This is a genomic window from Pelomonas sp. Root405 (assembly GCF_001425165.1).
Classification (GTDB): domain Bacteria; phylum Pseudomonadota; class Gammaproteobacteria; order Burkholderiales; family Burkholderiaceae_C; genus Pelomonas.
Window position 1 is genome coordinate 1 of record NZ_LMDU01000018.1, and the last position, 12,477, is coordinate 12,477.

Genomic DNA, 12,477 nt, shown 5'->3' on the forward strand with positions numbered 1-12,477 from the left:
TGCGTGCGGTCACGACCAACGCCCTGCGCGGCCTGTCCAGCGACCAGGTGCAGAGCCTGGCCAGCGACCAGGTCGCCAACATGTCCACCGGCCAGATCGGCGCGCTGACCAGCGCCCAGATCGGTGGCATGAACGCCGCCGACATGACGGCCATGACGTCGGCCCAAGTCGCCGTGCTCAACTCGGCCCAGATCCAGGGCCTGAGCACCGACCAGCTGTCCGCCATCGACGCCGCCGACATGCGCGCCTTGTCGACGGTCGCGCTGCGCTCGATGTCCAACGCCCAGCTCGACGGCCTCACCTCCGACCAGCTGCGCGCGCTGACGACCGCCCAGATCAACTCGCTGACGACGGCTCAGGTGCAGAACCTGAACACCGACGACCTGAACAGCCTTACCAGCGACCAGTTCGGCCGCCTGGCCACGGCCCAGGTGCAGGCGCTCAGCGCCAACCAGCTTGGCAACCTGGCCACCGACAACCTCAACGCCATGGGCTCGGCCCAATTCGCGGTGCTGACGTCGACCCAGTTCAGCGCGCTGACGACCGACCAGCTCTCCAAGCTGGAAACGGCCGACCTGCGTGCGGTCACGACCGCGGCTCTGCGTGGCCTGTCCAGCGACCAGGTGCAGAGCCTGGGCAGTGACCAGGTCGCCAACCTGAGCACCGCACCGGCCAGATCTCTTCGCTGACCAGCACACAGATCCAGGGTCTGCAAGCTGCCGACATGGCAGCCTTGACCACCGGTCAGGTAGCGGTGCTGTCCTCCGTCCAGGTCCAGTCGCTGTCCACTGACCAACTGGCCGCCATCGAGGTCGGTGATATCCGCTCGCTGTCGACCGCGGCCATCCGCGCCCTGTCAGTGGCCCAGCTCGACGCCCTGACCAGCGACCAGTTGCGCGCCCTGAGCAGCGCCCAGCTGAACGCCCTGACGACGGCGCCCCAGATCGCCGGCATCACGACCGACGACTTGAACGTGCTGTCGAGCGACCAGATCGCCCGCCTGTCCACGGCACAAGTCGCCGCTTTGACGACCGACCAGCTGAACAACCTGGGCACCGACAGCCTGAACGCGCTGGCCACCAACCAGTTCGCCGTGCTGAGTTCCACCCAGTTCAGCGCGCTGACGACCGACCAGCTTTCCAAGCTGGAGACCGCCGACCTGCGCGCGGTCACGACCGCGGCACTGCGTGCCCTGTCCAGCGACCAGGTCCAAAGCCTGAGCAGCGACCAGGTCGCCAGCCTGTCCACCGGCCAGGTCGCCGGCTTGACCAGCACCCAGATTCAGGGCCTGCAAGCCGCTGACATGGCGGCCCTTACCACCGGCCAGGTCGCCGTGCTGAACTCGGCCCAGGTGCAGGCGCTGTCGACCGACCAGCTCGCGGCCATCGAAGCCGGTGACATCCGCTCGCTGTCGACGCTGGCCATCCGCGCCCTGTCGGTCGCCCAGCTCGACGCTTTGACCAGCGACCAACTGCGCTCGCTGACCAGCGCCCAGCTGAACGCGTTGACGACGGCGCCGCAGATTGCCGGCCTGACGACCGATGACCTGAACGTGCTGTCGAGCGACCAGATCGCCCGCCTGTCCACCGCACAAGTCGCCGCTTTGACGACCGACCAGCTGAGCAACCTGGGCACCGATAGCCTGAACGCGCTGGCCACCAACCAGTTCGCCGTGTTGAGTTCCACCCAGTTCAGCGCGCTGACGACCGATCAGCTGTCCAAGCTGGAGACCGCCGACTTGCGTGCAGTCACGACCAACGCCCTGCGCGGCCTGTCCAGCGACCAGGTGCAGAGCCTCAGCAGCGACCAGGTCGCCGGCCTGTCCACCGGCCAGGTTGCCAGCCTGAGCAGCGTGCAGATCCAGGGTCTGCAAGCCGCCGACATGACGGCACTGACCACCGCCCAGGTGGCCGTGCTGTCCTCGGCGCAGGTCCAAGGCCTGTCGACCGACCAACTCGCGGCGATCGAGACCGGTGACCTCAGGTCGCTGTCCACAACCGCCCTGCGCGCCCTGTCCAACGCCCAGCTTGACGGCCTCACCTCCGACCAGCTGCGCGCGCTGACGACCGCGCAGATCAACTCGCTGACGACGGGCCAGGTACAGAACCTGAACACCGACGACCTGAACAGCCTCACCAGCGACCAGTTCGGTCGCCTGGCCACGGCCCAGGTGCAGGCGCTCAGCGCCAACCAGCTCGCCAACCTGGCCACCGACAATCTCAACGCCATGGGCTCGGCCCAGTTCGCGGTGATGACGTCGACCCAGTTCGGCGCGCTGACGACCGACCAGCTGTCCAAGCTGGAGACGGCCGACCTGCGCGCGGTCACGACGGCAGCCCTGCGCAGCTTGTCCAGCGACCAGGTGCAGAGCCTGGCCAGTGACCAGGTCGCCAACATGAGCACCGCGCAAATCGCCGCGCTGACCAGCACACAGATCGGTGGCATGGACGTCGCTGACATGACGGCCATGACGTCCGCGCAGGTTGCCGTGCTGAACTCGGCCCAGGTTCAAGGGCTGTCGACTGACCAGTTGGCAGCCATTGACGCGGCTGACATGCGCTCCCTGTCGACCGTCGCCCTGCGCGCCCTGTCCAACGTCCAGCTGGATGGACTCACCTCCGACCAGTTGCGCGCGCTGACGACGGGCCAGGTCAACTCGTTGACGACCGCCCAGATCACCAACCTGAACACCGATGACCTGAACGCCTTCACCAGCGACCAGTTCGGCCGCCTGGCCACGGCTCAGGTGCAGGCACTGACGGCCAACCAGCTCGGCAACCTGGCAACGGACAACCTCAATGCGATGGGCTCGGCCCAATTCGCGGTGCTGAGTTCCACCCAGTTCGGCGCGCTGACGACCGACCAGCTCTCCAAGCTGGAGACGGCCGACCTGCGCGCGGTGACGACCACCGCCCTGCGCGCGCTCAGCTCCGACCAGCTCGGCAGCCTGACCAGCGACCAGGTCGCTGCGATGAGCACCGGCCAGATCGGCTCGCTGACCAGCGTGCAGATCCAGGGTCTGGCAGCCGCTGACATGACGGCCCTGGGCAGCGCCCAGATCGCCGTGCTGTCCTCGGCCCAGGTGCTCGGCCTGTCGACGGACCAGCTCGCCGCCATCGAGACCGGTGACCTCCGGTCGCTGTCCACGGCGGCCCTGCGCGCCCTGTCCAATGCCCAGATCGACGGCCTGACCAGCGACCAGCTGCAGGCGCTGACGACGGGCCAGGTCAACAGCCTCACCACCAGCCAGCTGGCTGCGATGAACAGCGACGACCTGAACGCGTTCACGACCGACCAGTTCGCCCGCATGAGCACCGGCCAGGTCGCGGCGCTGACGGCCGGCCAGGTCGGCACGCTGGAGACCCAGGACCTTGTCGCGATGGGCACCAACCAGTACGCCGTCATGAGCTCGACGCAGATCGGTGCGCTGACGACCGACCAGCTCAGCGTGCTGGAGACCGCCGACCTGCGTGCGGTGACGACGGCAGCGCTCGGCCTGCTGAGCTCCGACCAGATCGCCTCGTTGACCAGCGACCACATCGCCGGCATGACGACGGGCCAGATCCAGTCGCTGTCGGCGGCCCAGCTCGATGGCTTCGAAGCGGCCGACATGGCGGCGCTGTCCTCGGCCCAGATGGCGGTGCTGACGACCGCCCAGGTGGTGTCGCTGTCGACCGACCAGATCGTCGCCATCGAGTCCGATGACATCGCCCGGCTGTCCACCGCATCCATCCAGGCGCTCACCAACGCCCAGCTGGCCGCGCTGACGACCGACCAGTTGACGGGTCTCGGCGGCCGCGTGACGGTGCTGTCGACCAGCCAGATCGCCAACCTGTCGACCGAAGACCTGAACAGCTTCAGTGCCGCGCAGTACTCGGTCATGACCTCGACCCAGGTGCGTTCCTTCACGAACGCCCAGGTGGCGGCCCTGGAGACGGACGACCTACGCGCCCTGACGACCGCCAACATCGCGGCGCTGACGAACACGCAGATCCAGTCCCTGGTGACCGACCAGTTCGCAACATTGAAGGCCACACAGATCACGGCCCTGACTACGGCGCAGGCGGCAGCGCTCACGACCGACCAGATGCAGTCGATCACGACCGACCAGATCGGCGGCCTGGAAACCCGCGACATCGCCGCGATGAGCATGACCCAGCTCGATGCGCTGACCGGCGCGGTCATCGGCGAGATGACGGCCGCGCAGCTGAACGCCTACCTGGCGGTCACCCCGATCGCATTGGATCTGGACGGCGGCGGCGTCAACACGTTGGCGGCGGCCCAAGGCGTCGACTTCGACTTGCTCGGCACTGGCCAGGTCAACAAGGTCGGCTGGGTTGCGGGCGGTGACGGCCTGCTCGTCATGGACCGCAACAGCGACGGCGTCATCAATGACGGCAGCGAACTCTTCGGCATGGGCACCACCCTGGCCAATGGCAAGCGCGCCAAGGATGGCTACGTGGCCATGGCCGACCAGGACAGCAATGGCGACGGCACGCTCGACGCCAGCGACGTCAACTGGAAGCAGCTGCAGGTCTGGGTCGACGCCGACCACGACGGCAAGACCGACGGCGGCGAGCTGAAGTCGCTGGCCGACCTGGGCATCGTCTCGCTGGACCTGAACGCGGCCAAGGGCACGGGCATGGACAACGGCAACCTCGTGGGGCTGGTCTCCAGCTACACGACAACCGATGGCAGCAGCCACCAGATGGCCGACGTCTGGTTCGCCAAGGACGTGCAGCCCCAGCAGGCCAGCGCGCCCACGACGGTCAGCCTGACCGACGTGCTCGCCGGGCCGAGCGACCCGCTGCTGGGCGGGGCCCCGGCCGAGCTGGCCAAGGCCGGCCTGCTGCCCACGGCGCCCGACGCTCACCTCGCGGCCATCGACCGCAAGCTGGCCGAGGACGACGAGCAGCGTCGCAACGGTGCGAACTGGATTTAATGCCGGCTCAGACCGACTGATCTCCTGACGCCGGCACGGCGGTGCCGGCCCACCCAGGCCCTGTGGAGCAATCCGCAGGGCCTGTTCTTCGTCTGCTGACCGCAAGTCGCCCGCCCGCCTGCGCACGCCGTGCCGACCGTCGACACGCGGCTGTCGCACGCGGCTGCAGTTCGTCGCAGCCGTCATGCAGCCCGTCGGCACGGCGGCGACCGGGTTAGCGCTGTCCAAAAGAATCCGCCCCGTCGCAACGCCACCGGGAGACACCCATGATCACGACCACCCCTTCCACGCCACCCAGCCGTCCGGTCGCCGCCGCGGCCGGGCTCTGGTTCCTCGTCGCGGCCACCGGCCTCGTCATCTTTGCGAGCTACATCGGCATCAGCTACGGCCGCGCTGCCCTCGGTGGGCCGCCGGGCGAATCGCGTTGGGTGGCCGGCGACTGGTTGGGCAACTCGCTGCTCAGCGTCCACCTCGTGTTCGCACTGCTGCTGACGGCCATCGGCGTGTTGCAGCTCCTCCCCGCGCTGCGCCGCCGCGCGCCAGCCGTGCACCGCACGATGGGGCGTGTCTTCATGGTCGGCGCCGTGCTCGGCACGCTCAGCGGCTTCTACCTCGTCTGGGTGAAGGGCACGGTGGGCGGCACGGCCATGCATCTGGCGATCAGCCTGAACGGCGTGCTCATCGTCGCGTTCGCATGGCTGGCCTGGCGGCATGCGCGGGCCCGCCGCTTCGACGCGCATCGGCGCTGGGCACTGCGCCTGTTCATGGTGGTCAACGGCGTGTGGTTCTTCCGCGTCGGCCTGATGCTGTGGCTGATGGTCTGGCAGGCGCCGGTGGGCTTCGACCCCAAGACCTTCACCGGCCCCTTCGTCTACGCGCTCAGCTTTGCGCAGTTCCTGCTGCCGCTGGCGGTGCTGGAGCTTTACCTGCGCGCCCGTGGCCGCGGCATGGCACTGGCCTTGACGCTCGGGCTGCTCACCCTGGCCACGGGCGTCGGCATCGCCGGCGCGGCGATGGGGATGTGGCTACCGCGGATCCTCTGACGCCCAATCAGGGCCGGTCGTTCAGCAGCTCCTCGCACTCAACCTGGGCCGCCGCGGCGGCCTGGGCGGCGATGCTGGCTGGCGCTGCGCTGACGCGCTCGCCGCCCTCGACGAAGGCGGCCGAGAACTGGCGCATGACATGGTCGACACCGCGCGGTGACACCTCGCGCAGGTCGTCCTCCAGGTACTGCCCGAAGCTCTGCGCCGACGAGATGATCTCGAAGGACGGAAAGTAGTCGACGCCGTCATGCGCATCGGCGAAGCGCCCGGCCACCGCGCGCAGCACGGCCTTGGAATAGCTCGACGCGACGATGACCGGGTGCTGCGTCGCCGTCGCCACCAGCGGCACCGGCGACACGGTGACGATCCAGCGCATCGCCGGGTTCACGCCGGCGACGAACTGGCGCACCCATTCCAGGTCGGCCAGGATCTCCGGGTAGTCGAAGTTCACGAAGGCATGGCGCGCGGCATCGAACTCGCCCGCCGCCGTGCCGGGGCAGACCGGAAAGACGATGCCGCTGCCCTGCTCCACCCAGGCCTCGGTCAGGCCGAGGGTGAAGACGAAGACATCGCATTCGCTGAACAGCCGCCGCACCTGGGCCAGATGCCAGGCGCGGTCGGCGCGCAGGTCGGCCAGGCTGTCGTAGCCGCCCGGCTGGATGCGCGGACGCAGGCCGTCGAAGCAGCGGCCACCATCGGTCAGCACGGGGCTGTCGTCAGCGCGCAGACCGAAGGCGAACTCGACGAGCTGGCGCAGCTGGCGCACCGTGTAGACGTTCGCATAGCGGGCCGAGAACACGCCGTACTGGAGCTCCCGGGCGCGCTCCGGCGTCAGACCCGCAGGAGCCTGTTCCACCACCCAGTGGCTCAGACCGAAGCCCTCCAGCCGCCTGGCCATGTGCTGCGCAAAGCAGGAACCGGCCGTGGCGATCTTCAGCGCAGGCGTCAGCTTGAACTTGGTGCTCGGCTTGAAGTCGAGCTGGCCCCAGGCCTGGGCGCTGACAGTCTTGCGCCAGAAGGCTTCGGCGCCCATCTGTTCATAGGGATGCGACATGCGTCAGAACCTCAGTCATTTGAGCGGCCAGCCCTTGGGCGTAGAGATGGTTGCCATGCAGGCAGCCACGCGCGCATTCAGCCTTCAGCCCACCGGCCGGCGTCAGCGCCTGGACCGGCGGCGCCAGGCTGGTGATGCCGTGCTCGGCCAGCTGGCGGGCCAGCTCGGCATACATCAGCCGGTAGACGCGCAGCCGCATCGCAAAGGGCTTGACGCCGTGCGCGGCGAACAGCGGCCCGAAGCCTTCCGCATTGGCCAGGACATGGGCCGCGTCCTCGATGGGCGGCGGCGCTGGCACGTGCACGATGCGCGCCTGCGGGAATTGCTGGCGCAGTGCCAGATGCGTCGCCAGCAACGGCTCGGCGATGCTGCGCACCCAGGCCAGCGCGTCCTCGCGCGACATCCAGCGCCGGCCCGCCTCGAAGCCGCCGTCGTCACCGATGAAGTCGGCATGCGACGGGTCGTCGACAAGCTGTGAGACGGCGAACTCCTGACCGCGCAGCAGCGAGAAGATGACCTCTGCGCCGGCGGGGATGTGGCCCAGCACGGCCGTCAGCTCGGGCGGGATGTAGAGCACCCGCTCCTTGAGCAGTGGCGCGGGGCCGGCCACCGGCGTGTTGTAGAGCACGAAGTCGCCGCGCCAGCCCGGCACGCCCAGCGGCAGCTCGGCAACGAAGGGCTGGCCGGTGTCCCAGACCGACTGGAAGCGGCCCGACTCCATCGGCGCGACGTACTGCTGCAGCAACCCGAACAGGTGCGAGCTGCCGATGGCCGTGAAACGGCGCATCAGCCGCCGCCCAAGCGCGCCATGAGGGCCTGCTCGGCACGCCGGTGATCCGGCAGCCAGGCCGCCATCACACGCGACATCTGCGGCATCAGTGCCGCCGCGACACCCGACAGCGACGCGCAGGCTTGCGGTCCGGCGCGCTGGAACTCTTCCAGCAGCGCGGCCCCATCGGCTCGCGCGAAGTGCTGGACGAAAGCGTGGATGTAGTCGCGCTGCGCCTGCACGCCGACCAGGGTGGCCGGCGCATACGCCATCGGCTCGCGTACGGGCACGACGCCGCCAGGCACCGCCCGCACGCCGCTGACCATGCCCTCGGGCACATAGTTCAACAGCTCCAGCACCTCGTTGGGCACCAGGATCTTGTCGGTCCAGAGGGCCGCCGGCGGCTGCCAGTCGCGCAGGCCATAGCGCTGCATCAGCGACTGGATCTGCTCGGGCGAATCGATGAACTCGCAGACGAAGAGCTGGGCCTGCTCGGGCGACAGGCCCAGGCGCTCGCGCAGCGCGAGGACCGATGCGCCGGTGCCGCACAGGTCCACCAGCCATGCGGCGGGCCCGATCAGCTCCTTGCAATAGGCGTGGTAGCCGGCGTCGCCGCTGGTACGCGCCAGGCGCGAGCTGTACCAGTAGTGGCTACTCGGGTGTCGCCCAGGCAGCACGGCGGCCAGCGCGTCGTAGACGGTCTGCAGATAGCGCGCATCGCGGGCCGAGAACAGCAGGCGCAACTGCGGCAGCTCGCCGGCCGTGGCGAGCAGGTGCAGCGCGCTGACCATCAGCACCGGCAGGTTCAGCTCCGACTGCAGCCGCACCAGGTCGTCCGGCAACGCGCCGCGTGCCGTGCCCAGACGCGCCACGCGCAGTGTTTCGGCCAGGCGCGGCAGGCCTGCGGCCAGCAGGGCCGCCTCGGTGGGCGTGGGCAGCGCCTGCGTCGTCAGCCGCGCCTGCATACCGTGCGCCTGGGGTTGCTGCACGTCGGCAGTGGGGTTGTCGCCCAGGTGGGAGAGCGCCTCGCCGCCCGACTTCAGCGCGGCCCAGACCTTGCCGCTGCGCTTGCCCGCGGCGCTGCGCAGCAGCGTCAGGTGGCCGGGCAGGCCGGCGCGCCCCAGCAGCTGTCGAATGACGGGCTCGGGCAGGTACATGTCGGTGATCAACAGGCTGTCGTCCTGCACCTGCGCGATGGCGTCGGCCACCGGCACGACGTTGGCCAGTTCGACGTCGACCTCCAGTTGCATCAATGCCTGCGCTTGCGCTGCGTCCAGCCTGAGGGCCTGGGCGACCAGCGCATGGATGTCGGCGAGCTGATATTCCTGCTCGGCCACCGTGCGCTCCGCCCACAACCGCGCGGCCGTGAAGCCGGCGTGGCCGCTGCGGCGCTCGACCTCGGCGAACACGCCTTCAGGCCGAATGCAGCGCCGTGCGATCAGCGTGTCGAAGATGTCGAAGCTGCGGCGCACGCCGGGCGCTGCAGCCTGCGTTTGGAGCAGGTCGAACACACCGCGGTCCGCAAAGATCAGGTTGTAGTCCGTGCGCGCCACCTCGACATAACGCTTGGACTGCATGACCTGCAGGAAGCCCGTTTCGGCGTCGTGGTGGTAGTGGCGCGAGGGCTCGGTGATGACCAGCCAGGGCCGGCGCTCGAAGGCGCAAGCGGCAAGCACGGCCAGGTCGATGCCTTCGATGTCGATGGACAGCAAATGCGGTGCGCTGTCGAAATGCTCGGCCAGGATGCGGTCCAGCGTGATGGCCGCGACGTTCACCGTCGTGTCCACCGCCGCAAGCTGGCCGAAGGAGCGCAGATGCCCTAGGTCGACCGACGACAGCTCGGTGTTCTGGGCCACGTTCAGCGTCACCTGCGTCAGGCCCGGGTCGGGCACGACAGCCCGGTGCAGCACCTTGTCCTGCGGGCGGGCGCGCTGCAGGTCGTCGATCAGCGCCGGGTTGGCCTCGACCAGCACGCCGCTGCCGCCCCATTTGCGCGCCAGCAGATAGCTGTTGCTGGTCTGCACCGGATGGTTGGCACCCACCTCCAGGTAGCGCACGGCCGAGAGCGCCAGGCCCCGCGTTGCAAACGCCGCCTTCAGCAGGCCCTCGACGATGAGGTCTTCGCCAAGCTGGCCGTACTGCTCCTGCAGGAAGGTCTTCAGCCGGTTGGGCGCCAGGCCGAGGCGCACACATTCGGCGGCAATCCAGGGGTTCTCGATCTTGCTGTCTTCTTTCATGCTGCCGCTTTCGTGGGCTGGCCGACAAAGGGCAGGCGCCCGTTGAACTTCTGCCGTATCGCCGCGTTCTCGCGCGTCAACAGTTCGACGACCTTGGGCTGCAGGTCCTCACGGGTGCGGTAGTCCACCGTGAAGGCACCCGAGCAGCCGAAATTGGGGAAGAGCTGCGACAGCGCCGCGTAGAACACCCGGTCCTGGCCCCAGCCGCCATGGAAATAGCTGGCCACCTTGTGGGCCACCTCGGTCTTGAGCAGATAGCAGTTGGTATCGACCAGCGGATAGGGCTTGGCCGAGCCCCAGGGGCCGACGCTCTGCGATTCGTCGTCCAGCAGCGGCTCGCCAGCCGGCGTGACGACGCGGCGCAGCGCGAACGCCCAGTCCCAGCCGCCGCCCGCCAGCGCCGCGGACAGGTCGGCCAAGTGCTCGGGATGAAAGCGGTTGTCCTGGTCCAGAAAAGCGATCAACTCGCTGTCGACGAGGTGCGAGAAGGCGGCATAGATGCGGTGACCGTAGAAGCCACCCGCGCCAACATTGACCGGCAGCGTGACGACATGGCAGCGGCCCAGGTCCATGCCGGCCGTGGCGGCCTCGAAGGCCGGAGCAAAGCGCGGGCCGTCGATGACGATGAAGGGCATCACGTCCGGCGCGGTCTGCGCCAGCACCGAGGCGATGGCCTCGCGCACCAGCGGGTCGCCAGTGGTGGGAATGATGACGGCGATGGAAGCCACAGCCTCTCCAGGAAGTTGGCGGGATATTACGAGCCGCCCAAGGCCGCGATGGGTCGAACTGCAGGGCAACTGCGGCACAACATTGCTGCGCGCCCCGCCGGCACGGGGCTAGCATGGCCGGCCATGAGCGCGCCCCTCGCCCCCTTCTTCTCGGTCGTGATGGCCACCCACAACCGCCCGGCCACCCTGGCGCGCGCAATCGCCTCGCTGCGCGCCCAGACCTGCGCGGACTTCGAGATCGTGCTGGTGGCCGACGCACTGGATGCCGACACCGCCGCCGTCGTCGCCCGCGACCTGGGGCCGGCCGACACTTTCCTGAAGCGCACCGGCGTGAACGGCCCGGCCGAGAGCCGCAACCGGGGCCTTGCCATGGCGCGCGGCGAATGGGTGGTCTTCCTGGACGACGACGACAGCTTCGAGCCGCATCACCTTGCGACGCTCAAGCCGCATTGCGAGCGGGCCGACACCCGCGTGCTGTTCACCGACATCACCGTCGTCACCGAGGACCGCGCCCAGCCCGGCATTCCCGAGCTGGGTCGCCAGAGCAGCGCGCTGGGCTTGAACGACCTCAACACCTTGTGGGTCAAGAATTTCATCCCCCTGCACTGCCTGGCCTACCGACGCAGCCTGCTGCAGGGGCTGACGTTCGACGCTCATCTGGCGTCACAGGAAGACTGGGACTGGCTGCTCGGCGTCTGCTCGCGCGCCATGCCCGTGCATGTGCCCGGCGGCGGCGCCGTCATGCACAAGGACTATGTGAATCCCGGTGCGCGGCGCGGCCAGCAGGAGGCGTCGAACAACACGACCGTCGTGCTGGACTTCCTGCATGTCTACCGCCGCTGGCCGGCGCCGACGCCCGAGCTCAAGGCAGCGCGGGCGGGGCTGCTGCAGGGCGTCGGGCTGGCGTTGCCGGTGGAGTGGTTCTAGCCGGCGGAGGATACGGGTCGGCTGGCCTACAGGCTGCGCTCACAGCGCATGATCAGTCTCCCCACTTGCCGATGTACTTCTTGTAGTTCTCCAGCCAGCCGCTCGACCCGAACCCACCCTCGCTCTGGTGCGTGATCGCAATGGGCCAGGTCGCCAGGCGCAGCCCCGCGGCGCGGGCGGAGCGGCAGAAGTCCATGTCGTAGAAGTGGAAGTCGAAGCGCTCGTCGAAGCCCACCTGCTTTTCACGCAGCACATCGCGCCGCGCCGCCAGCAGCACGCCGTCGAGCAGCTCGCATTCGGCCGGCACCGGGCCGAAGGCCGAGATGGTGCCGAAGGGCGATGGCCCGTGCGAGACGACGCCGCTCAGGTTGGCGCGCTCGTCCCATTCAAACTTGATGCTGGGGAAGGCCCAGGACGGCTGCTGCGGCGCTCGGCGCTTGTTGCCGGCCACGCCGATGACGTCGAAGGCATGCACCGCCGCCATCACATGCTCGTAGAAGAAGTAGTCGTCCAGCCAGACGTCGTCGTGGATGAAGGCGAGCACCGGCGCGGCGTCAGCAGCGGCGATGCGCTCGTTGTAGAGCGCCGGCAGGCCGCGGCGGTTCTCGTAGAAGACGCGCGCCTTCAGCCGGTCGTCATGCACCATGCGGCGCAGCGACAGGCCCAGGGCGGAGCGGCCCCAGAACTCTTCGGAGGTCAACCGGGTGGCGCAGACAAGGTCGATCAAGGCGTGTCCTTTCAGCCCGCATTGTGTGATCGAGTGCGGGCGGCGAAGCG

8 protein-coding genes and 1 pseudogene are annotated in these 12,477 nt (G+C 68.8%); 4 read left to right on the forward strand and 5 right to left on the reverse strand.

All coding sequences use genetic code 11. From position 1 onward, the window contains the following. The 3 genes and pseudogenes from ASC81_RS27455 to ASC81_RS25420 form a co-directional block, all read left to right on the forward strand. Positions 1-689 (forward strand): annotated as a pseudogene (locus ASC81_RS27455) (hypothetical protein); the annotation flags it as partial. 20 nt (positions 690-709) lie between these two features. Further along, on the forward strand, positions 710-4,942 hold the full coding sequence (locus tag ASC81_RS25415; protein ID WP_255354466.1) for an S-layer family protein: 4,233 nt from the start codon (positions 710-712) through the stop codon (positions 4,940-4,942). A 266-nt stretch (positions 4,943-5,208) separates the two neighbouring features. Further along, the gene (locus ASC81_RS25420; protein ID WP_056273993.1) at positions 5,209-5,985 is read left to right on the forward strand and encodes a DUF2306 domain-containing protein; all 777 of its coding nucleotides are present in this window, start codon (positions 5,209-5,211) and stop codon (positions 5,983-5,985) included. Between the two features lie 7 nt (positions 5,986-5,992). Here ASC81_RS25420 and ASC81_RS25425 read toward each other — a convergent pair whose 3' ends face one another. From ASC81_RS25425 to ASC81_RS25440, 4 genes are read right to left on the reverse strand one after another with little or no spacing between them, the layout of a single operon-like run. After that, on the reverse strand, positions 5,993-7,039 hold the full coding sequence (locus tag ASC81_RS25425) for a GSCFA domain-containing protein (protein ID WP_082536828.1): 1,047 nt from the start codon (positions 7,037-7,039) through the stop codon (positions 5,993-5,995). Continuing rightward, positions 7,023-7,826, reverse strand: a complete 804-nt coding sequence (locus ASC81_RS25430) for a hypothetical protein (RefSeq protein WP_056273995.1) — start codon at positions 7,824-7,826, stop codon at positions 7,023-7,025. The genes ASC81_RS25425 and ASC81_RS25430 overlap by 17 nt, the downstream gene beginning before the upstream one ends. Further along, the gene (locus tag ASC81_RS25435) at positions 7,826-10,045 is read right to left on the reverse strand and encodes an FkbM family methyltransferase (RefSeq protein ID WP_056273998.1); all 2,220 of its coding nucleotides are present in this window, start codon (positions 10,043-10,045) and stop codon (positions 7,826-7,828) included. Before ASC81_RS25435 ends, ASC81_RS25430 begins: the two co-directional genes overlap by 1 nt. Next, positions 10,042-10,773 carry a glycosyltransferase family A protein gene (locus ASC81_RS25440; RefSeq protein ID WP_056274001.1) on the reverse strand — a complete coding sequence of 244 codons (732 nt, stop codon included), beginning with the start codon at positions 10,771-10,773 and terminating at the stop codon, positions 10,042-10,044. The genes ASC81_RS25435 and ASC81_RS25440 overlap by 4 nt, the downstream gene beginning before the upstream one ends. A 123-nt stretch (positions 10,774-10,896) precedes the next feature. On the opposite strand from ASC81_RS25440, the gene ASC81_RS25445 reads away from it, so the two are divergent. Further along, entirely contained in the window at positions 10,897-11,700 is an 804-nt protein-coding gene (locus ASC81_RS25445) for a glycosyltransferase family 2 protein (RefSeq protein WP_056274003.1), read from the forward strand. A gap of 52 nt (positions 11,701-11,752) precedes the next feature. On the opposite strand, the gene ASC81_RS25450 is transcribed toward ASC81_RS25445, so the two are convergent. Then, on the reverse strand, positions 11,753-12,427 hold the full coding sequence (locus ASC81_RS25450) for a glycosyltransferase (protein WP_156392428.1): 675 nt from the start codon (positions 12,425-12,427) through the stop codon (positions 11,753-11,755). Between the last annotated feature and the right edge of the window lie 50 nt (positions 12,428-12,477).

Bases quoted from the DNA above. Each gene is read 5' to 3' on its own strand.
- ASC81_RS25445 (WP_056274003.1), top strand. From the start codon at position 10,897: ATGAGCGCGCCCCTCGCCCCCTTCTTCTCGGTCGTGATGGCCACCCAC.
- ASC81_RS25425 (WP_082536828.1), bottom strand. From the start codon at position 7,039: ATGTCGCATCCCTATGAACAGATGGGCGCCGAAGCCTTCTGGCGCAAG.
- ASC81_RS25430 (WP_056273995.1), bottom strand. From the start codon at position 7,826: ATGCGCCGTTTCACGGCCATCGGCAGCTCGCACCTGTTCGGGTTGCTG.
- ASC81_RS25435 (WP_056273998.1), bottom strand. From the start codon at position 10,045: ATGAAAGAAGACAGCAAGATCGAGAACCCCTGGATTGCCGCCGAATGT.
- ASC81_RS25420 (WP_056273993.1), top strand. From the start codon at position 5,209: ATGATCACGACCACCCCTTCCACGCCACCCAGCCGTCCGGTCGCCGCC.